This is a genomic window from Goodfellowiella coeruleoviolacea, assembly GCF_024171785.1.
Classification (GTDB): Bacteria; Actinomycetota; Actinomycetes; order Mycobacteriales; family Pseudonocardiaceae; genus Goodfellowiella; species Goodfellowiella coeruleoviolacea.
The window spans coordinates 385,183-405,447 of the sequence record NZ_JAMTCK010000008.1 but is presented as its reverse complement, the minus strand read 5'-3'; the positions used below and the strand labels follow the sequence as shown (position 1 = coordinate 405,447).

The window sequence follows — 20,265 nt, the reverse complement described above, 5'->3', positions numbered from 1 at the left end:
TTGATCAATGAATTTCCCAGCAGAAATAGTTCCACCTCGGCGGGAGCGTGAGATCAAATCACGGCGGCCGCGACCACCCAATGGTGTGGGCGCCCCGACCGCGTCCACCGAGCGCCCGGCTGAGCACGCCGATCGGTTACGGTTCGGATCGCGCACCAGCCGTTGACCCGCAGCAAGCCCGAGGGAGCCCGAAGGAGATCACCCAGGTGTCAACCACCACGCCCGAAACCGCCCCGGCCGAGGGCACCGGGGGACGTGCTCAGGTCGCGGCGGGTGATCAGCCGGATCCGGCCGCGCTCCCGCTGACCGGTGAGCGGACCGTGCCCGGCATCCCCGAGGAGAACTACTGGTTCCGCCGGCACGAGGCGGCCTACCTGGCGCTGCTGCCGCACTGCCGGGACGCGCGGGTGGTGGAGGCGGGCTGCGGCGAGGGCTACGGCGCGGCGCTGATCGCCGAGACCGCGGCCGTGGTGCTGGCCCTGGACTACGACGAGCTGACCGCCACCCACGTGGCCCGGCGCTATCCGGGCGTGCGCGTGGTGCGCGGCAACCTCGCCGCGTTACCGGTGGGCTCGGCCAGCGCGGACGTGGTGGCCAACCTGCAGGTGATCGAACACCTGTGGGACCAGGAGGGGTTCCTCGTCGAGTGCCGCCGGGTGCTGCGCCCGGGCGGGCGGCTGCTGCTGACCACGCCGAACCGGCTGACCTTCTCCCCTGGCCGGGACACCCCGCTCAACCCGTTCCACACCCGGGAGCTGGCCCCGGCCGAGCTGGCCGAGCTGCTGGTCGCGGCGGGCTTCACCGTGGAGCTGCTGGCCGGCCTGCGGCACGGCCCGCGCCTGGCCGAGCTGGACGCGGCCGTGGGCGGGTCGATCATCGACGCGCAGATCGAGGTGGCCCTGTCCGGCCAGCCGTGGCCAGCCGACCTGCTGGCCGCGGTCACCTCGGTGACCAGCGCCGACTTCGAGATCAGCACCGAGGACCTGGCCGGCTGCCTGGACCTGGTGGCCGTGGCGGTCCGGCCGTGACCGCCGCCCCGCGCACCCCGGCCGAGCCGGTGGGCACGTTCTGCCTGGTGCTGCACAGCCACCTGCCCTGGCTGGCCCACCACGGCAGCTGGCCGGTCGGCGAGGAGTGGCTGTACCAGGCGTGGGCGCACTCCTACCTGCCCGTGCTGGACCTGGTGCGCCGGTTCGCCGAACAGGGTTGGCGCGACGTGCTGACCCTGGGCGTCACCCCGGTGCTGGCCGCCCAGCTGGACGACCCGCACTGCCTGCGCGCCTTCCACGAGTGGCTGGGCAACTGGCAGGTGCGCGCCCACTACGCGGGCACCCGGTGGGCCGCGGCCGACCCGGAGCTGCGCGAGCTGGCCGCGGCCGAGCACCGCCGCGCCGCGTGGTCGCTGGCCGAGTTCGAGGCGCGCTGGCGGCACGGGTTCTCCCCGGTGCTGCGGCCCCTGGTGGACGCCGGCGCGGTCGAACTGCTCGGCGGCCCGCTGACCCACCCGTTCCAGCCGCTGCTCGACCCCCGGGTGCGCGACTTCGCCCTGCGCGCCGGCCTGGCCGACACCGCGCTGCGCCTCGGCCGGGCCCCGGCCGGGATCTGGGCGCCGGAGTGCGGGTACGCGCCGGGCATGGAGTCGGCCTACGCCGCCGCCGGGGTGGGCCACTTCCTGGTGGACGGCCCGGCGCTGCACGGCGACACCTCGGCCGCGCACCCGGTGGGCGACTCGGACGTGGTGTGCTTCGGCCGGGACCTGGCGGTGACCTACCGGGTGTGGTCGCCCAAGGCCGGCTACCCGGGCGACCCGGTCTACCGGGACTTCCACACCTACGACCACCCCTCGGGCCTGAAACCGTCCCGGGTCACCGGCAAGCAGGTGCCGCCCGAGCACAAGAAGCCCTACCGGCCCGACCTGGCCGAGCGGGCCGTGCGCCGGCACGCCGAGGACTTCGTGGCCACGGTGCTGCGCCGGCTGCGCGAGCTGCGGGACCGGCACGGCCGGCCCAGCCTGGTGGTGGCCGCCTACGACACCGAGCTGTACGGGCACTGGTGGCACGAGGGCCCGGCCTGGCTGGAGCTGGTGCTGCGGCTGCTGCCGGAGGCCGGGGTGCGGGTCAGCTCGCTGCGCGGCGCGCTGGCCGCCGGGCACCTGGCCGGCCCGGTGGAGCTGCCGGCCTCGTCGTGGGGGTCGGGCAAGGACTGGCGGGTGTGGGACGGTGCCCAGGTCGCCGACCTGGTGGACGCGAACGCGCGGCTCCAGCGCGACCTGCTGGACCTGGTCGGGGTGGTGCCCGGGCTGGCGCCGAGCACCAGCCGGCACGCCGCCGCCGACCAGCTGGCGCGCGAGGCCCTGCTGGCGCTGTCCAGCGACTGGGCGTTCATGGTCACCAAGGACTCCGCCGCCGACTACGCGCGGGGCCGGGCGAAGATCCACCACGAGCGGTTCGGCGAGTTGGCCGGACTGCTCCGGTCCGGCCGGCACGACCGGGCCGCGGCCCTGGCCGGTCGGCTGCGCGCCGAGGACGGGCCGTTCGGCCACCTCGACGCCAGACAGCTCGGCGCGGCGTGATCACCGGCGGCGCCGTGCTGGCCGGATCGGGCCCGGCGGCTGGGCACCCGGTCACCGGGTGCGAGGATTCTTCGTGATGCGCGTGCTCATGCTGTCCTGGGAGTACCCACCCGTGGTGGTCGGTGGGTTGGGCCGGCACGTGCACGCGCTGGCCACCGAACTGGCCAGGCAGGGCCACGACGTGGTGGTGCTGTGCCGCCAGCCCACCGGCAGCGACGCCAGCACCCACCCGACCGTCGACCACGTGGTGGAGGGCGTCCGGCTGGTGCGGGTCGCCGAGGACCCGCCGCACCTGGTGTTCGAGCGGGACCTGGTGGCGTGGACGCTGGCCATGGGCCACGCCATGGTCCGCGCCGGCACCGCGCTGCTGCGCTCCTGGACCCCGGACGTGGTGCACGCGCACGACTGGCTGGTGACCCACCCGGCCGTGGCCCTGGCCGAGGCCTGTGGCGCGCCGCTGGTGGCCACGGTGCACGCCACCGAGGCCGGCCGGCACAGCGGCTGGCTGTCCCAGCCGCTCAACCAGCAGGTGCACTCGGTGGAGTGGTGGCTGGCCAACCGCGCCGACCAGCTGATCACCTGCTCCGCGGCGATGCGCGCCGAGGTGGCCCACCTGTTCGAGGTCAGCGCCGAGCGGATCGCCGTGCTGCACAACGGCATCGAGCCGAGGCGCTGGCGGGTGCGCCAGGCCGACGTGGCCGAGGCCAGGCAGCGGCACAGCCCGGACGGCCGGCCGCTGCTGCTGTTCTTCGGCCGACTGGAGTGGGAGAAGGGCGTCCAGGACCTGATCGCCGGCCTGGCCAGGGTGCGGCGCAGCCACCCGGGCACCCGGCTGGTGGTGGCCGGCACCGGCAGCCACGCGGCCTGGCTGGCCGACCAAGCCCGCAAGCACCGGGTGCGCCGCGCGGTCGACTTCGTCGGGCACCTGTCCGACCGGCACCTGACCGCGGTGCTGGCCGCGGCCGACGCCGTGGTGCTGCCCAGCCGCTACGAGCCGTTCGGCATCGTCGCCCTGGAGGCCGCCGCGGCCGGCACGCCGCTGGTCGCCTCGACCGCCGGCGGGCTGGGCGAGGTGGTGGTGGACGGGCACACCGGGCTGTCCTTCGCCCCGGGCGATGTCACCGGCCTGGCCGCGGCCGTGCGCGCGGTGCTGGACGACCCGGCCGGCGCGGCCCGCCGGGCCAGGGCCGCCAAGTCCCGGCTGGCCGTGGACTTCGACTGGTCCCGCATCGCCTCGGCCACCGCCGAGGTGTACGCGGGGGCCGCGGTGTCCGCGCCGGTGCCGCTGGCCCGCCCCAAGATCGCCACGGGCAACGCGTTCGGCCCGTAGCGCCGGGTGTGCTCAGGCCCGGCTGAGGATTCCGCTGATCAGGATGGCGACCGATTCCGCGAGGGCGGTGGTGAAGTCCAGCCGCAGGGCCGCCAGGGCGGGGTCGGTCTCGTAGGCGGCGAGCATGCTGGCCGAGGGGTGGGTGCTGGTCCACAGCGCGCCGATGAGCAGGACGGCCGCCCCGGCGAGCTTCCGCGCGTCGTCCGCGCCCAGTTCGGGCAGGTGGCGCCGGGCCAGCCCGGCCAGGGTGGTGATGTTGTCCAGCGTGGCCCGCTTGGAGCGGGCGGCGACCCCGACGGAGACGTTGTGCTCCAGCACGCTGGTGTGCGCGCTGCACAGGTCGCACAGCACCGGGTGCGGGCGCAGCGAGCCGGCCAGGACCTCGGCGAACCGGTCGCCCCGCTGCCGGGGTGTGCCGTGCGGGTCGACCTCGCGCGCCAGCCGCTCGTCCAGTTCGGTCAGCCACCGCTGCCACGCGCGGTCCAGCAGTTCCAGCAGGATCGCCTCGCGGGACTCGAAGTAGCGCAGCACGTTGGACTTGGCCAGGCCGACGCGGCGGCTGAGTTCGTTGAGGGCGACCGCGCTGACCGGCATCTCCGCCAGCATCGCGGCGGTGGTGTCCAGGATCGCCGCGCGTCGGACCTCCCGCTGCTCAGCGCTGCGCGCGCGCTGGAACGCAACCATGCCCCGGATGCTACCGACCCCCGGCCCCTTGACAGCAGACCACCGGTCTCTTAAGTTCGCCCCAGACACAAGAGACCGATGGTCTGTAATTCGGGAGAACTCATGACGCAGCAGTGGACCAGCGCGGACATGCCGGACCAGCGCGGCCGGCTGGCCGTGGTGACCGGCGCGAACACCGGGCTGGGCTTCGAGACCGCCAAGGCCCTCGCCGCCAGGGGCGCCACGGTGGTGCTGGCCGTGCGGGACGTGGACCGGGGCAAGCAGGCCGCCACCCGGATCGCCGCCGCCGTCCCCGGCGCCGACCTCGCGGTGCAGCGCCTCGACCTGGCCTCGCTGGACTCCGTCCGCGCCGCCGCGGCCGAGCTGCGGGCCGCGCACCCGCGGATCGACCTGCTGATCAACAACGCCGGGGTGATGGACACCCCGAAGCAGACCACCCGCGACGGTTTCGAGCTGCAGTTCGGCGTCGACCACCTGGGGCACTTCGCGCTCACCGGGCTGCTGCTCGACCACCTGCTGCCGGTGCCCGACTCGCGGGTGGTGACGGTGAGCAGCCTGCGCCACCGAGGGCGGGCCCGGATCAACTTCGCCGACCTGCAGTGGGAGCGGTCCTACCGCCGGCTGGCCGCCTACGGCCAGGCCAAGCTGGCGAACCTGATGTTCACCTACGAGTTGCAGCGCCGGCTGGCCAGCACCGGGACCACGGTCGCGCTGGCCGCCCACCCCGGAACCGCGCAGACCGAGCTGATGCGCTACCTGCCCGGCGGCCAACACCCGATCACCACCGCCATCGCCGGGCTGATCACGCAGAGCGCCGCCATGGGCGCGCTGCCCACGCTGCGCGCCGCGACCGACCCGACCGCGCGCGGCGGCCAGTACTACGGCCCGGGCGGGTTCGGTGAACTCCGGGGACACCCCGTGGTGGTCCGGTCCAGCCGGCGCTCGCACGACACGGCCGCGCAGCGCCGGCTGTGGAGCATCTCCGAGGAGCTGACCGGGGTGGCGTTCCCGGTGTGACCCGGGCCCGTCCACACCGCGGCCGCCCCGTCCTTGCCGCATACCCCCGTTGGGTATAGCGTGATGATCACCTGATACCCGCCGGGGGTACCCGTACCTCGGTCGCCACCGGCCCACGTTGCGAAGGGGCGCCATGTCCGAGGACAGCCATCTCACCCGTGCCGGTGCGACGATCGCCTACCAGTTCACCGGTTCCGGGTCGCCGGCCGGCTACGCCCACGGGGTCACGCTCAGCCGGGACGCCGTGCGGCGCCTGGACCTGCTCGACATCGACGCGCTGGCCGAGCGGCACCAGCTGCTCAGCTACGACCAGCGCGGGCACGGCCGGTCAACGGGCCGCCCGGTCACCGAGGACTACCGGTTCGAGAACTACACCCAGGACCTGCTCGCCCTCATCGACACCCTGGGCATCGACCAGCCGATGGACTTCGCCGGCTCGTCACTGGGCACCGACACCGCACTGCGCGCCGCGCTCGCCGCACCGCACCGCTTCCGCCGCCTCGCGCTGCTGATCCCGCCCGTGGCGTGGGAAACCGGCCCGAGGCAGGCGAGGCAGTGGTACTTCGACACCGCCGACAGCATCGAGCGGCTGGGCGCGGCGGCCTGGCGGGAACAGGCGGCGCACGCCGACCCGCTGCCGATCTTCGCCGACTACCCGGAGTTCGACATGACCCCGGACGTCGCCGACGAACTGCTGCCGCACGTCCTGCGCGGCGCCGGCCAGTCCGACCTGCCCGCGCCGGAGGCGATCGCCACGCTGCGCCACCCCACGCTGATCCTGGCCTGGGACACCGATCCGCTGCACCCGGTGGCCACGGCCGAACGGCTGCACGAGCTGCTCCCCCACTCGACCCTGCACGTGGCCACCTCGGTGGCCGACATCAAGGGGTGGACCGGCCTGATCACGGACTTCTTCACCGACTGACCAGCACCACCACCCGCCGGTCCCGGCCGGCTACGCCGGGGCGGTCAGCGCGGCGAGCGCGCCCTCGCAGCTGCGCACCACCACCTGGGCCGCCCGCCGCTGGGTGGGCGTCAGCAGCGGGTTGTCCGCCTGCCGCTGCCAGCGGGCCAGCGCGTCCAGGGCGGCCCGGTACAGCTCGTGGTCGTCGGCCTCGGCATCGACGCCCAGCCGGGCGGCCAGCCGCGGGCCGTCACCGCCGATCAGCCGTTGCGCCTCGGCGTCCAGCTCACCGGGCAGGGTGGTGCCGCCGGACTGGAGCGCGGCCAGCAGCCGCAGCTCGCGGAACTCGTGCGCGCCGGCCAGCAGCCGCTCCAGGTCCGCGGCGAGGGCGCGGGCCGCCGGCCGGGGTTCCCTGCGCAGCACCACGTCCAGCGCCAGCAGCGCGGACCGGGCCTTGAGCACGGCGCGCCGCTCGGTGAACTGCGCGCCGACGGCGTCGCGCAGTTCGGCCAGGCCGCTGCGCTGCACCAGTTGCGCGGCCAGCTTGGGGTGGGTGTCGAAGCCCTGCCGGATCAGGGTGGTGCTCAGCCGCACCCCGAAGATGCCGAACCGGTCCAGCAGCGCGCGTCGACTCGGCGCGTCCAGCGCGACCGGGAAGTCCGCGGCGGTGAACCGGTCGGTGGACAGCAGGAAGCGCTCCAGCTCCTCGCGGGGCACCCGGGCGAGCGCGGTGAGCGCGGCCAGTTCGGTCTCGCGCAGCGTCCGGCCCGCGCTGGCGATCAGGCCGGCCAGCGCCACCACGTTCTGGCAGACCGCGGTGACCTGCACGTCCCTGCGGTAGCGGCGGGCGATCCGCTTGGCCGAGGACAGCGCGTCGATGCGGCTGGCGCCGATCTCGTCCGCCCTGGACAGCACCAGGATGGTGCTCACCGGCGCGGCCCCGGCGATCGGGTGGTCGTGCATGGCCTGCAACAGCCGCAGGTCCCGGCCGTGCATGTGGCGCATCAGGTACAGCACGGCGTCGGCCTCGCCGGCCAGCTGCTCGGCGGTGACCGCGCCCGGGCCTGGTGGGTCCACTTCGGACGCACCGGGTGGGGTGAGCGGCGGGGTGTCGATCAGCGTGGTGTCGCGCAGCGACCGGGCCGGCCAGTCGACGACCAGCCGGGTCGGCCGGGCACCGCCGGCCGGCCACTGCTCGGTGTCGATGTCCAGCTGCCGGTCCACCCGGGCCACCGGCAGGTCCCGGGGTGGGGCCGAGGCGGAGAACACCTGGGCGCGCGGCTGGCCGCCGGCCTGGTACCAGGTAGGCACCTGGCCGTGCTCGCCGAGTTCGACCGGCGCGATCTCCTCCCCGACCAGCGCGTTGACCACGGTGGACTTTCCCGAGCCCGGCATGCCGACCACGGCCACGCGCAGCGGCTCCGCGAACCGGGCGAGGTGGTGGCGCAGCCAGCCGAGGGCGCGCGGGCTGTCCTGGTAGACCCGGGTCGCCGCGGTCAGCAGCGCCCAGGCCCGTTCGTCCAGCGTGTCCCCTGGCCTCACGCGGTGATCTCCCGCGCCGCCGCGGCCACCGCCGGCTTGGCCGGCGCGGCCAGCAGCTGGGCCTTGCGGTGCAGCACGACCAGGCGTTCCAGCTCGCGCTTGATCTCCCGCTTGCGCGCCTCCCGCTCGGTGACGTCGCTCTGCACGGCGCGCTTGGCACTGCGGGCCGACTCGGTGACGGTCTCCTGGAGTTCCTCGGCCAGCACGGTGAAGTGGTCGCGCAGCCGGCGCTGCACCTGCCGGGCGATGTCCTTGCAGTCCTTGCTGAACGCCAGGAAGAAGTCGTCCACGTAGCGCTGGGCCGCGGTCTTGGCCGCCGCCTGCCGGCGCTTGAGCCGGGCCTCGCTCTCGTCGTGCACGCTCTTGCCGCCGAACAGCGCGCCCGCCCCCAGGGAGATGGCGTTGATCAGCGGCATCCCGGCCAGGCTGGTGACCAGCCCGAACATCAACACGCCGCCGTAGGAGCCGCGCAGCACGGTGAACACCTTCTGGCTGATGGTGAACCGCTCGATCGGCGGCCGCTCCAGTTCGGACAGGTGGGACAGCACCTCCTCGGTGCCGGCCAGCAGGCCGTCGGGCAGCATGCCGTCCCGGTAGGCGGGGAAGTTCACCGCCACCTTCCTGGCCACCCACTGGCAGCGCTCGACCAGCCAGGCGAAGTTCGCCTCGGCCGCCTCGGCCAGGCTGTCCTCCAGCCAGTCCTTGAAGGTGTCCCAGATGACCGCGGGGTCGGCGCGGTCCAGCACCCGCTCGCTCTCGCGCAGGATGCGCCGGGTGCGGTCGCGCAGGTCGTACTCGATGTCCACGGCCAGGTCGGCCATGTTGTCGGCGAGCACGTGCTGCCAGCGGGCCGAGCGGCGGCGCAGCTCCTCGGCGCGGCGCTGCGCCTGGTGCAGCCTGGCGATGGCGTCCGAGGTCTGCCCGGGGTCCTGGGCGGTCAGCTCCGCCTGGAGCGGGGCGACGAGCTGTTCCACGGCGGTGCACACGGTCACCGCGGCGGTCCGCTGCGCCAACTGGTCGGCCTTGGCGACCACGTGCTGCTGCAGGCAGGCGATGAGTTCGGGAAAACCGGACTCGGTGTTGAGCGCCTTGTCCCCGGTGCGGGCGGCCCGCAGGCGCAGCGCGGCGGAGACCGCCACGAGTCGCGCGGCCACCCTGGCCTGGGTGAGCAGGGCGTGGTTGCGCTGCACCACGCGCCGCCAGCCCGGGGCGATGTCGGTTTTGGTGACGGCCAGGATCAGGTTCGGGCAGACCGCCACGACCTGCCGGATCAGGTCCAGTTCGGTGCTGGACAGCTCCTGGGTGGCGTCGGAGACCAGGAGCACCGCGTCCGCCTGGGTCAGCGCGGCCAGCGGGCGCACCGTGCGGGTCACGTGCAGCGCGCTGGTGCTGGGCGTGTCGATGAAGGTCAGTCCGGAGGCGAGCAGCTGGCGGGGCACGCCCACCTCGGCGCGGACGAACTCGCCGGCCACGCCCCGGCCGCTGACCTTCGCGGCGATCTCGTCGATGGGCACCGGCACGCGTTCGGTGGCCGCCTCGCTCGGTCTGACCACCGCGCCCGCGCCGGCCGCGGTTCTGACCAGTGCGGCGAACGGCGAGTCGGCGTGCTGCACCACGGTGGGCACCGTGGTGGTTGTGTCGTCACCCACCGCGCAGACCGGGGCGTTGACCAGGGCGTTGACCAGTTGGCTCTTGCCCTGGTTGGCCTCGCCCAGCACGAGGACCCGCAGCTGCGGGTCGAGCAGCCGGGCCCGCTTCTGCCGCAGCCGGTGGGCGAGGTCGGCGCGGCCGTGGGTGGCGCACGCCTCGACCGTCTCGTCGAGCACATCGAGCCAGGGCGGTGCCGTCATCCGCCCTAGTGTGCCGTGTCCGGTCAACCCGTGTGGGCACAAGTGACCGGTTTCCCGCACCGTGGTCGGGAAACCGGTCACCGCGGGCATCTCGCCAGCACCCGTCGGATTCCACGCGTTCGGCACGATTCGCCGAGCCGCGCGGAGCCCCCCGACCGGGGTGGCTCACTGCCTGGTCAGCCCTGGAACAGCGGCTCGGTTCAGAGGCCGATGCCCAGGTCGGAGACGTCCAGCTGGGCCGGGTTGACCACGTCGGTGACGTGGTCGACGGTGCCGAGCACGTCGCTGACGGTGGAGTGGGTGAGCGAGTCCACTGTGGAGGTGAGCGCGTTGGCCGGGCCGCTCAGGCCGTCGACCACGTCGCCGACCGGGGAGTCGACCACGCCGTGGACGGTCTGGCCGCCCAGCTCGGTCACGGGCTCGGCCAGGTCGGTGACGGCGCCGGTGACCTCGCCCAGGGTGGCGGACGGGGCCAGGTCAGGCAGGTCCGCGGGCAGGCCGAGGCCGTCGACCACGTGGTTGACCTCGCCGGCCACCGCGTCCAGCGTGGCGGTCGCGCCGTGCACGGCCGCGTCGGCCGGCGGCAGGGCCGCGCCCAGGTCGTTGGCCTGCAGGGCGTTGGCGGTGTCGGTGAGCTGGTCGTCGAGGTGACCGGTGAGCAGGTTGTGCACGGTCTTGTCGGTCTCGGCGACCGTGGTGTCCACCGTGTAGTCGACACCGGCGCCGCCGAGGGCGACCAGGTTGGTCACGCTGGTGCCCAGGTTCTCGCCCAGGTCGGCGTCGACCAGGCCGCCGGTCAGGCCGGACAGGGTGCCGGTCACCCCGGACAGCGCGTCGGTCACACCACCCAGCACGTTGAAGCCGACGCCGCTGGTCACCCCGGCCACGGTGTCGGTGACGCCGTCGACGACCCCGGTCACGCCGGACAGGTCGCCGGTGGGCAGGCCGCCGGTGACCCCGGAGAGCGCGCCGGTGACGGTGCCGGCCACGCCGGTCACGGTGCCGGTGACGCCGTCGAGCGCGACCGTGTCGGTGACGCCGCCGAGCGCGTCGGTGCCGACCACGCCGCCGGTCACCGAGTCGAGCGCGCCGGTGAGGTCGCCGGCGGCGGAGAAGTCGGCCGGGGCGGCGGTCGGGGCCGGGCCGGTCGAGGCGGTGGCGCTGGTCGCGGTCAGGCCGAGGCTGCCAAGCGGGCTGTCCACGGCACCGCCGGCCGCGAAGCCACCGGCGTCCACGGACAGCGCGCCGGCCGCGGTGGCGCCCAGGTCGGTGGGCAGGGAGCTGAGCTGGGAGGTGACGAACTGCAGCTGGGAGATGGCCCCGGCCGGGCCGGCCTCCAGCGCGTCCAGCGGCAGGTCCAGCTGCAGCGCGTCCAACCCGACGACGTCCTGCACCGGCAGGTTGTCGATGACCAGCGGGATGACCTCCTGCACGTCCAGGGCGCTGATGTCGCCCAGTCCCGCGTCCTGCAGCGCGCCCTCGGGGTCGAGTTCGAAGGCCGAACGGGCCGCCGAGTCGCTCAACAGGTTGAGCACGAAGTCGTTCAACGTCTGGTCCGCGTTCATCAGAGAGGACTCCCGAGAACAGTCAGGGGTTGGTGTCGTACCCGGCCGGGCTGGTGCCGCCAGCCGGGCCACGACCGTATTGGGCTGGGCCGGCGGGATCATCGGGGATCACCCCGAGTCATTGATCACCCCCTACGGGTGACGATCACCGTCGCCCGTTAGGGGATTAGGGGATGCGGTCTGGTGCGTTCGTCCTACTACCCATGGTGGACGCGCCTCTGGTACGAACGGATGATTACCGCCCCGAGGTGTGACACCCTAAGGTGCCCCTCGGGGATGCGTTGGCCTGACCACCCGACCGCCGGAGGAACTGCCCGCATGCCGTACGTCCTGGGCGTAGACGTTGGCGGCAGCCACACCGCTGCCGCGCTCTGCCGCCTGGACGACGCGGGCTGGGGCGAGGTCGAGGTGGTGTGGCTTGGCCACCACTCCCCCGCGGTCCCCACCGTGTTGCGGCTGGCCGAGGACGGATCGGTGCTGGCGGGCGAGGCGGCCGCGGCGGGCGGGCGGCGCGGGCACACCGACCTGGCGCGCGACTTCCACCGCCGCGTCGGCGACGAGGTCCCCATGATCGTCGGCGGCCAGCCCTACACCGCCGCCGCCCTGACCGCGGCCATGATCGTCTGGGTGGTGCAGGACGTGGCCGCCCAGGAGGGCGCCGACGCCGACCACGTGGTCGTCACCCATCCGGCCGACTGGGGCCCCTACCGACGGGGGGAACTGCACCGGGAGCTGGTCGACTACGGCCTGCAGCACGTCACCCTGTTGCCGGAACCCCTGGCGGCGGCGGAGAACCACGCCCGGCGCGACCGGGTGGACAGCGGCGACCTGCTCGCCGTGTACAGCCTGGGCAGCGGGCCGGTGGAGTGCTCTGTGGTGCGGCAGACCGACGCCGGCGGGTTCGAACTGCTCAGCAGCGCGAACAGCGTCGACCCGGTGGGCGGGTCGGCGTTCGACGGCGCGCTGGTCGAACACGTGCGCGCCGAGTTGGGCCGGGCGCTGACCAACCTCGACCCGACCGACCCGCGCACCGCGGCCACCCACGCCCGACTGCTCCAGGACTGCGCCGCGGCCAAGAACCAGCTGTCACAGGCCGGCGCGGCCGACATCACCGTGTGGCTGCCGGACGGGCCGGTCCAGGTGCACGTGGCGCGCGCCGACTTCGAGAAGCTGATCACCCCGGCCGTGCACGCCAGCGTGGACGTGCTGCTGCGCGCGCTGCGCCCGGTCGTCGGCGCCGTCGACCAGGCGGTGGAGCCAGCCGCCAGCCCGGTGGTCCCCGCCCAGGCGACCACCTCGGGATACACCAGGGCGCTCAACCAGAACCCACCCCAGGCTCCCGACCAGAATCCGCCGTCCCCGGTTTCCGACCCCGCCCAGGCCCCTGGCCGAACTGCGCTGCCCCAAGCTCTCGACCAGGCCCCTGGTCGATCCGCGCTGCCCCAAGCTCTCGACCAGGCACCTGGTCGAACTGCGCTGTCCCAAGCTCCCGCCCAGGCACCTGGTCGATCCGCGGTGATCAGCGCGGTGCTGATGGTCGGCGGGTCGGTGCGGGTGCCGCTGGTCGCCGAACTGGTGGCCGCGCAGCTGCCCGCGCGGCTGGCCACCGAGGCCGACCCCGAGTTCAGCGTGGCCAGGGGCGCGGCACTGGCCGCCTGCCGGATGGTGCCCGGCCGTGACCGGCCGCTGCCCGCTCTGCTCGAACGCACCTCGGTCCTCGCCCCGATCGTCGACAATGCCGGGCAGGACCAAAGCCAGGAACTGGACCAGCACGGCTGGATCCCGGTCCCGGTGGAGGAGCTGGACCACCGCAACGACGAGCTGGCCGAACCACCACCCCGGCCCCCGGTCCAGGTCACCCCGCTGGAGGTGCCGGAACGGCTGCTGGTCAAGCGCCTGGTGCACAACCTCAAGGAACGAAGATCCCGGTAGCCGGCCGCCCAGCGGCCCGGACGCATCAGGCCACGACCAACCAGGATGAGGACGCTGTTGAGCCCCGGAACCGTGCCCGACACCGAGCTGATCCTCGATCGGCAAACCAGGGACCTGCTCACCGCCATCGAGACCGACCCGACCGCGGGAACGCACATCGGCGTGCTGGCGCCCGGCGGCCACGGCAAGACCACGGTGCTCGGCGAGGTGGCCGCCGCCTACCGGCGGGCCGGCGTGCCCGTGCTGGACGGCCGGCAGGGCGCGGTCGAGTCCGGCGTGCCCGGCGGAGCGGCTGACGAGGGCGGCCGGGAGCGGGGCTATGCCGGCGTGCTGCTGGTCGACGACGCGCACCAGCTCGGCGAGGACCGGCTGCGCGCGCTGCGCCGGATCGCCGAGACCGGCCGGCTGTGCCTGGCCGTGGCGTTCCGGCCGTGGCCCCGGTCGGCGGCCCTGGCCGAGCTGACCGACCTGATCGGCCGGGCCCGCACCCCGCTGCTGCCCCGGCCGTTCGACCAGGCCCAGACCACCGCCTACCTGACCGCGGTGTGGGGTGCCGCGCCGCACCGGGCGCTGGCCGAGTTCGTGCACGCCCAGACCGGTGGCGTGCCCAGGTTCGTGGCGTGGCTGGCCGACGCGTTCGCCGAGACCATCCCCGGTCAGCAGGCAGGCGCCCAGCCGAGCCTGCCGCCCACGGCACTCGCCCGGTTCCGCTACGAGCTGGAGCGCCTCGGCCCGGACCTGCAGCGGTTCCTGCTCGCCGCCGAGGCCGGGCTGGCGCCCCACCTGGACCTGCTCGGGTCACTGCTCGGCCGGGACGCCGACGGGGTGGCCGAGGTGATGGCCGCGGCCAGGGCGACCGGCCTGCTCGGGCCGGACGCCACCCTGCTGCCGATCGCCAGGACCGCGGTGCGCGCGCTGATCCCGCTGGAGCGGCAGGTGGCGGTGCGCCAGCGGCTGGCCGAGTTGCAGCTGGCCCGCGGTGGCCCGCTGCTCGGCCTGGCCCGCTCGCTGATCAGGACCGGCATTGGCGGGGCGAGCGCGGCGGCGGCGTTCGAGGCGGCGGCCGAGGAGGCGCTGCCGGCCGAGCCCGCGCTGTCCACCGAGCTGTACGCGGCGGCCAGCAACGCGGCCCGGCCCAGTCCGGCCCTGCTCGCCCGGTGGGCGCACGCCGCCGCGCTGTCCGGTGACCTGAACGCCACGCTGCGCCTGGCCGACCAGGTGATCGGCGACGGCGACACCCCGGACCGCTCCGGCGCCAGAGTGGTGGCGGCGGCGCTGGCGCACCGCGGCCAGTTGGGGCGCAGCGCCGAGCTGTACCGGTGGGCCGGCCAGGACACCGCGCTGGCCGTGGTCGGCCTGGTGGGCACCGGCCGGCTGGCCGAGGCCGGCCAGCTGCTCGCCGACTCCACAGTGGACGGTCCGCCGACCCTGCTGGCCGGGGCGACCGCGCTGATGGCGCAGGGCGTCCACGAGTCGGTCACCGCGCCGGCCACCACGGCACTGTCCACTCTGGTCCGGGCGTCGGCGCTGCTGGAACCCACCGGGCAGGCGGTGCTGCTGCCGGACAGCCCGGCCGCGCTGGCCGCGCTCGCCGCGATCCACTGTGGAGAGTTGACCGTGGCCGAGTCGGTGCTGGCCCGCGCGGTGGGCGCGAGCATGGGCGGCGCGCTGATGGCGACGCGGCACCGCCTGCTCCAGGCGTGGATCCTGATGCTGCGCGGCAACACCACCCAGGCGCGGGAGCTGCTGGGCGCCCTCCGCGCGAGCGTGCCGGCGCTGGAGCCGCGGGACTGGCTGTTCGCCGTGGCCCTGGACGTGGGGCTGGCCCGGCGGGACAGCGACGTGGCCGCGCTGCACCGGATCTGGCACCAGGCGTGCGAGGCGGTGCTGCGCCATCCGGTCGACCTGTTCACGCTGCTGCCGCTGGGCGAGTTCGCCACGGCCGCGGCCCGGCTGCGCGACCAGGACCGGCTGGCCCCGCACCTGGAGCAGGCCACCGCGCTGCTGGCGCAGCTGGGTGATCCTCCACTGTGGACCAGCGCGCTGCACTGGAGCTGCCTGCACGCGGCGATCATCGCCGAGCAGCCGGCCGCGGCCGAGCGGCACGCCGCCGCGCTGGCCGGCGCGGCCGAGCACGGCCGCCACCACGCGGTGCTGTCGGCGGCGGCGCACAGCTGGCTGGCGGTGCTGGCCGGCCAGGTCGATCCGGACAGCGTGGAGTCGGCCGCCCGCGGCCTGCACGCGGCCGGTCTGTGCTGGGACGGCGCCCGGCTGGCCGGCCAGGCGGCGATCCGCACCGCCGACCGCAAGGCCATGGTGGGGCTGCTGGAGTGCGCCCGGGTGTTGCAGGGCCGCCCAGCCGGTGCCACCAGGCAGGCCCGCCCGGCCACGGCCGATCCGGGCAAGCCCCAGGCCGGCGCGGCCCGGTCCGGCGCGGGCGCGGCGGGTCAGCTCAGCGACCGCGAGCGCGAGGTGGCCGGCCTGGTGCTGGACGGCCTGACCTACAAGCAGGTGGCCGACCGCCTGTTCATCTCCGCCAAGACGGTCGAGCATCACGTGGCGCGGATGCGCCAACGCCTGGGCGCCACCAGCCGCGGCGAACTCCTGGCCCAACTCCGCGCCCTGGTGCACCACCCGTCAGACACCTGACCAGCTGACCTACTTCCCCTCCGCAACCGCGCGAGTCGACTTTGCAAACCCCCCGAGTTGACACTTCACGCAGGCCCATGTGGGTGACCCCCGGCCCGCACCCCGCGCCCCCGCATCACCCGTTCGGCCCTGCCCGAACGGTCAACTCGCGGGGCGCGAACGCACGACTCGCGGGATGAGCAGGGGAAACGCGGAGTGTGCCGCGATTGCGCCGATCGGGTTAGCGCCCGGTCAGCGCCCGTTCAGGGTCGTGCACCCGGTCAGGGCGAGTGCCCGCTCAGGGGCGAGCACCTGTCACGGGCGGGCCCTGCTCAGGGTCGAGCACCCGGTCAGGGCCCGTTCGGGGTCAGCGTTCGCTGAGGGTCAGACCGTAGAAGTTGACGCGGTAGTCGCCGGCCCGCTGGGACCAGTCGCGCAGGCACAACTGGTCGGGTGCGGCCACCCCGATCGCGCGGGCCGTGTCCACCAGCAGGCTGGCCAGGCCGGCCGCGTCGACCTCACCCGGGGCGATGCCGCCCGTCCGGCCGACGACCGGCAGGCTGGCCGGGGTGGGCCGGTCGCCCCCGGCCGACGGCGGCGGCCAGCCAAGGCCGGCGAAGTCCACCGTGGCGGGTTTGTCGAGCGCGTAGGCGATGATCTCCAGGTCGTCGCCGACCTCCAGGTCGACCATGACCGCGCCGTTGGCGCCGGACAGGTAGATCCCGGGCGACAGGGCCACGCCCAGGGCCGCCGTCTCCGTGGGCAACGCCGCCAGGAATCCCCGCAGCGCGCGGTGGAACGTGTCCCAGTCACCCGCGCGCCACCCGCCGGGCAGGCCGAGGCCCTCGTTGGCCCGGTCGCGCTGGGCGAACGCGAAGAAGCCCGCCAGTTCGAACTCCACTCCCTGGCCCTGCCGCCAGAACCAGTCCTCCACCGGCTCGGTCGGGTGCAGCAGCAGCTCGGGCCCGGCCGCGCCGGCACGCAGCTCCAGCGAGTTGGGCCGTCCCCGCCAGCGCAGGAAGTGCGAGCCCCACGGGGACAGCTGGCCACCGTAGAACGGGCTCACGCCGCCGTAGGAACCGAGGATCGGGGCCGCGCCGAACTCCTCGGTCAGCGCCTCGGCGACCTGGCGGAAGCAGGCGGCCTGGGCCGCGTGGGTCGGTTCGGCGGTGGCGACCGGCACGGTGATGCCGACGAACTCCTCACCGGCGTGCACGAACCGCCGCTCGAACTCCCCGACCGGGTGCGCTCGCGCACCGGCGCCGAGCTGGTCGAGCACCTGCCGCACGCCGCTGGCCCGCCACCCACCGGTGTCGGCAGCCCGCAGCGACCGAGCCAGCTCAACGGCGGCCGCCACATCCCCCACGAGTTCCACGCTCCGCCAACCTCCCTGGAAACCGGGACACCTGGCGGCCGAGTATGCCAACCGCGGTCAGGACTTGTCGGTGGAATCGTCGAGCGTCCTGCGCAGCGCCTCGTCGGCCTTGCGGGCCATGTCCGCCACGGCCGCGCGGCGCTCGGCGTCGGCCTCGTAGTCGGCGCGCCGGTTGCGCACCACCCGGGCGGGCGCGCCCACCGCGATCGAGTACTCGGGGATGTCACCGCGCACCACCGCGTGCGCGCCCAGCACACAGCCCCGGCCCACCCGGGTGCCGCGCAGCACCGTCACCTTGGTGCCGATCCAGCTGTCCGGCCCGATCCGCACCGGCGACTTGACGATGCCCTGGTCCTTGATGGGCCGGTGCACGTCGGTGGTGACGTGGTCGAAGTCGCAGACGTACACCCAGTCGGCGACCAGGGTGGCCGCGCCGATCTCCACGTCGAGGTAGCAGTTGACCGTGTTGTCCTTGCCGAAGACCACCTTGTCGCCGATCCGCAGTGAGCCCTCGTGGCAGCGGATGGCGTTGCCGTCCCCGATGTGCACCCACCGGCCGATCTCCAGCCGGCCGTAGCCGGGGCGGGCGTGGATCTCCACGTTACGCCCGAGGAACACCATGCCGCGCAGCACCACGTGCGGGTTGGCCAGCCGGAACCGCAGCAACCGCCAGTACCGCACCAGGTACCACGGGGTGTAGGCGCGGTTGCGCAGCACCCAGCGCAGCGAGGCCACGGTGAGAAACCGGGCCTGGTCCGGATCACGGCGGGTTCGCCGCCACGACGTCATCCGCGCCGCCAGGGGCGCTCCCCACATGCTGGTCATCAGCGGCAACGGTAGCCGAGAGGTATTCCCCACCAAACCGGGAACTACCTGTGCGGTGACCAGCCCCATCAGCTTGGATGAGGCAGGAGGACAGCCCCGGCACGGAGGTAGCGCGCAGCATGATCCCGCTCATCATCGACACCGACCCCGGCGTGGACGACGCGTTCGCCCTGGCGCTCGCCCTGGCCAGTCCCGAGGTCGACCTGCGCGCGGTGACCACGGTGTTCGGCAACGTGCCGCTGGCCTCGACCACCGACAACGCCCTGCGGCTGCTGGAGCTGTGCGGGCGGCCGGACGTGCCGGTGGCCGCCGGGGCGGACCGGCCGCTGGTGCACCCGCACCCGCACCGGGCCCGCTACGCGCACGGCAGCGACGGCCTGTCCGGCCGGGCCAGCACCCTGCCCACGCCCAGCCGGGCGCCGGCCGAGGTGGACGCGGTCACGCTGATGACCGAGGTGCTGACCGCGGCCGAGCAGCCGGTCACCATCGCCGCGGTCGGGCCGCTGACCAACGTGGCGCTGCTGCTGGCCGCGCACCCGTCGGTGCGGTCGAAGATCGGCCGGCTGGTGGTCATGGGCGGCGGCCTCGACGTCGGCAACGTCACGGCGACCAGCGAGTTCAACATCTGGAGCGACCCGGAGGCGGCACGGCGGGTGCTGGTCGAGGAGGACCTGCCCACCGTGGTGGTCCCGCTCGACCTGACCCTGCGCTGCGGCGTGGACCTGGACTGGCTGGCCGCGCTGGACGCCGCCAGCCAGGTGGGTTCGGCCCTGGTCGGGCTGACCGCCGACTACCAGCGGTACTACCAGCGGATGGGCTGGCAGGGCACGGTGCTGCACGACGCCGTGGCCGTGGCCGAAGCCGTGTCGCCCGGACTGCTGACCAGCACCAGCTACCCGGTCGACGTGGACTGCACCACCGGCCCGGCCCGGGGCGCGCTGCTCGCCGACCGCAGGTCGGCGCTGATCAGCACCGAGTCCGGAGTGGACCAGCGGCGGCGGGTGGACATCGCCCTGGACGCCGACCTCGACCGGGTCCGCGCGTTCGTGCTGGACCGGCTGCGCGCGCTGTGACCCACCCGGTGCCGGCCACGCCGCTGTCCTGGCCGCCCGGGCGCCGATACCAGCTGATCTCGGCGAGAAGAACCGCGGGACGGCCGTGTCCGGGGTGATCGAGTCGGATCAGGGAATCGTGTACATCGGGTTGGGCAGTTTCACGGCGCGCTCGGCGTGCCCGCCGGCCAGGTCGCTGTCCTGGTCGCCCAGGTTGAGCACGATGGTGTTGCCCTGGGCCTCCAGGAACGCCCGGGTGCCGGACTTGTAGGCGACGGTGTCGCAGGACAGCCCGCACGGCAGGTAGGGGCGCGGGGTGCGGGTGGGTCGGAGGAACAGGCCGGCCGGCTCGGGAAAGCCGTGCACCCGCAACCCGGCGGCGGTGCTCCCCGCCAGCTCCTCGGCCCGCCCGGTCACGAAGAACACCCGGACCCCGTGCTGGCTGGCCCAGTTGGCCAGTTCCCTGGTCGGCTCGACCGGTGGGAACGCGGCGTCCGCGATGGCCTGCCGCTGGGCCGCGGCGTCGAAGGCGAAGTCCCGGTCGGCGGACCAGTCGTAGGTCTGCTCGCTGGTGTCGTCGATGTCCAGCACGATGGCCGGCTGGCGCACCCGCGCGGCCAGCCGGGCCGCCAGGTAGGCCCTGGCCTGGCCGACCAGTTCGGCGACCCGCCTGGCCCACGGGCTGTCCTGGGTGGCGTGGTGGTGGCCGCCGTCGTCCACGTGACCGCCGTAGTACCGGCTGATCTCCCGCTTGACCCGGTCCAGGTTGGCGGGTTCGGCCAGCCAGGTGCGGGTGTCGCCGGCGTGCGGCCGGCCGGGCACGGCCGCGGCGGTGACCAGCGCGCCGACCAGTGCCACCACGGCCGCGACCCGGCCCAGTCCGGTGTACCGGCCTGTCATGGTGGCCTCCTCTCCGCCGCGGGTGGCTAGCCCACCGTCCAGCTCGTCGGGCCCTCAGCTGATGATTGGGCCCGACCGCCCGGTAGGGG

The 20,265-nt window shown here is 74.4% G+C and carries 15 protein-coding genes; 8 read left to right on the top strand and 7 right to left on the bottom strand.

The window, feature by feature from the left end:
* Window positions 1-206: 206 nt before the first annotated feature.
* The 3 genes from LX83_RS19760 to LX83_RS19750 all read left to right on the top strand — a co-directional run bounded on the left by LX83_RS19760 (window position 207) and on the right by LX83_RS19750 (window position 3,902).
* Entirely contained in the window at window positions 207-1,028 is an 822-nt protein-coding gene (locus LX83_RS19760; RefSeq protein ID WP_407649619.1) for a class I SAM-dependent methyltransferase, read from the top strand.
* Window positions 1,025-2,572 (top strand): 1,4-alpha-glucan branching protein domain-containing protein, encoded by a 1,548-nt coding sequence (locus tag LX83_RS19755; protein WP_253773483.1) that lies wholly within the window; start codon window positions 1,025-1,027, stop codon window positions 2,570-2,572. Before LX83_RS19760 ends, LX83_RS19755 begins: the two co-directional genes overlap by 4 nt.
* Window positions 2,573-2,648: 76 nt before the next feature.
* Window positions 2,649-3,902, top strand: coding sequence for a glycosyltransferase family 4 protein (locus LX83_RS19750; RefSeq protein WP_253773481.1), 1,254 nt, complete (start codon window positions 2,649-2,651; stop codon window positions 3,900-3,902).
* A 12-nt stretch (window positions 3,903-3,914) separates the two neighbouring features.
* Here the strand turns inward: LX83_RS19750 and LX83_RS19745 are convergent, their stop codons facing one another.
* Window positions 3,915-4,586 (bottom strand): TetR/AcrR family transcriptional regulator, encoded by a 672-nt coding sequence (locus LX83_RS19745; RefSeq protein ID WP_253773479.1) that lies wholly within the window; start codon window positions 4,584-4,586, stop codon window positions 3,915-3,917.
* A 102-nt stretch (window positions 4,587-4,688) separates the two neighbouring features.
* Here LX83_RS19745 and LX83_RS19740 point away from each other — a divergent pair, with 102 nt between their 5' ends.
* Both LX83_RS19740 and LX83_RS19735 read left to right on the top strand, forming a co-directional pair.
* The gene (locus LX83_RS19740; RefSeq protein ID WP_253773477.1) at window positions 4,689-5,603 is read left to right on the top strand and encodes an SDR family NAD(P)-dependent oxidoreductase; all 915 of its coding nucleotides are present in this window, start codon (window positions 4,689-4,691) and stop codon (window positions 5,601-5,603) included.
* Between the two features lie 133 nt (window positions 5,604-5,736).
* Window positions 5,737-6,528: an alpha/beta fold hydrolase gene (locus LX83_RS19735; RefSeq protein WP_253773475.1), complete on the top strand. Its 792-nt coding sequence runs from the start codon at window positions 5,737-5,739 to the stop codon at window positions 6,526-6,528.
* A 30-nt stretch (window positions 6,529-6,558) separates the two neighbouring features.
* Here the strand turns inward: LX83_RS19735 and LX83_RS19730 are convergent, their stop codons facing one another.
* From LX83_RS19730 to LX83_RS19720, 3 genes are all read right to left on the bottom strand, one after another.
* A complete protein-coding gene (locus LX83_RS19730; protein ID WP_253773473.1) occupies window positions 6,559-8,049 on the bottom strand; it encodes a dynamin family protein in 1,491 nt (496 codons plus the stop codon).
* Window positions 8,046-9,899, bottom strand: a complete 1,854-nt coding sequence (locus tag LX83_RS19725) for a dynamin family protein (protein WP_253773471.1) — start codon at window positions 9,897-9,899, stop codon at window positions 8,046-8,048. Before LX83_RS19725 ends, LX83_RS19730 begins: the two co-directional genes overlap by 4 nt.
* A gap of 200 nt (window positions 9,900-10,099) precedes the next feature.
* Window positions 10,100-11,464 carry an IniB N-terminal domain-containing protein gene (locus LX83_RS19720; protein ID WP_253773469.1) on the bottom strand — a complete coding sequence of 455 codons (1,365 nt, stop codon included), beginning with the start codon at window positions 11,462-11,464 and terminating at the stop codon, window positions 10,100-10,102.
* 318 nt (window positions 11,465-11,782) lie between these two features.
* Between LX83_RS19720 and LX83_RS19715 the strand changes: the two genes are divergently transcribed.
* Together LX83_RS19715 and LX83_RS19710 are read left to right on the top strand one after the other, a co-directional pair.
* Window positions 11,783-13,396, top strand: a complete 1,614-nt coding sequence (locus LX83_RS19715; protein ID WP_253773467.1) for an Hsp70 family protein — start codon at window positions 11,783-11,785, stop codon at window positions 13,394-13,396.
* A 45-nt stretch (window positions 13,397-13,441) separates the two neighbouring features.
* Window positions 13,442-16,045 (top strand): helix-turn-helix transcriptional regulator, encoded by a 2,604-nt coding sequence (locus tag LX83_RS19710; RefSeq protein WP_253773465.1) that lies wholly within the window; start codon window positions 13,442-13,444, stop codon window positions 16,043-16,045.
* Between the two features lie 346 nt (window positions 16,046-16,391).
* Here LX83_RS19710 and LX83_RS19705 read toward each other — a convergent pair whose 3' ends face one another.
* Both LX83_RS19705 and LX83_RS19700 read right to left on the bottom strand, forming a co-directional pair.
* Window positions 16,392-17,399 carry a hypothetical protein gene (locus LX83_RS19705; protein ID WP_253773463.1) on the bottom strand — a complete coding sequence of 336 codons (1,008 nt, stop codon included), beginning with the start codon at window positions 17,397-17,399 and terminating at the stop codon, window positions 16,392-16,394.
* A 57-nt stretch (window positions 17,400-17,456) separates the two neighbouring features.
* Window positions 17,457-18,224 carry an acyltransferase gene (locus LX83_RS19700; protein ID WP_253773461.1) on the bottom strand — a complete coding sequence of 256 codons (768 nt, stop codon included), beginning with the start codon at window positions 18,222-18,224 and terminating at the stop codon, window positions 17,457-17,459.
* Between the two features lie 119 nt (window positions 18,225-18,343).
* Between LX83_RS19700 and LX83_RS19695 the strand changes: the two genes are divergently transcribed.
* Entirely contained in the window at window positions 18,344-19,297 is a 954-nt protein-coding gene (locus LX83_RS19695) for a nucleoside hydrolase (protein ID WP_253773459.1), read from the top strand.
* A gap of 108 nt (window positions 19,298-19,405) precedes the next feature.
* Here the strand turns inward: LX83_RS19695 and LX83_RS19690 are convergent, their stop codons facing one another.
* Window positions 19,406-20,176, bottom strand: a complete 771-nt coding sequence (locus LX83_RS19690) for an HAD family acid phosphatase (protein WP_253773457.1) — start codon at window positions 20,174-20,176, stop codon at window positions 19,406-19,408.
* Between the last annotated feature and the right edge of the window lie 89 nt (window positions 20,177-20,265).

Coding starts and splice junctions, on each gene's coding strand:
- LX83_RS19695 (WP_253773459.1), top strand. CDS start 18,344: ATGATCCCGCTCATCATCGACACCGACCCCGGCGTGGACGACGCGTTC.
- LX83_RS19735 (WP_253773475.1), top strand. CDS start 5,737: ATGTCCGAGGACAGCCATCTCACCCGTGCCGGTGCGACGATCGCCTAC.
- LX83_RS19725 (WP_253773471.1), bottom strand. CDS start 9,899: ATGACGGCACCGCCCTGGCTCGATGTGCTCGACGAGACGGTCGAGGCG.
- LX83_RS19750 (WP_253773481.1), top strand. CDS start 2,649: ATGCGCGTGCTCATGCTGTCCTGGGAGTACCCACCCGTGGTGGTCGGT.
- LX83_RS19690 (WP_253773457.1), bottom strand. CDS start 20,176: ATGACAGGCCGGTACACCGGACTGGGCCGGGTCGCGGCCGTGGTGGCA.
- LX83_RS19740 (WP_253773477.1), top strand. CDS start 4,689: ATGACGCAGCAGTGGACCAGCGCGGACATGCCGGACCAGCGCGGCCGG.
- LX83_RS19710 (WP_253773465.1), top strand. CDS start 13,442: ATGAGGACGCTGTTGAGCCCCGGAACCGTGCCCGACACCGAGCTGATC.
- LX83_RS19720 (WP_253773469.1), bottom strand. CDS start 11,464: ATGAACGCGGACCAGACGTTGAACGACTTCGTGCTCAACCTGTTGAGC.
- LX83_RS19745 (WP_253773479.1), bottom strand. CDS start 4,586: ATGGTTGCGTTCCAGCGCGCGCGCAGCGCTGAGCAGCGGGAGGTCCGA.
- LX83_RS19715 (WP_253773467.1), top strand. CDS start 11,783: ATGCCGTACGTCCTGGGCGTAGACGTTGGCGGCAGCCACACCGCTGCC.
- LX83_RS19700 (WP_253773461.1), bottom strand. CDS start 18,224: ATGACCAGCATGTGGGGAGCGCCCCTGGCGGCGCGGATGACGTCGTGG.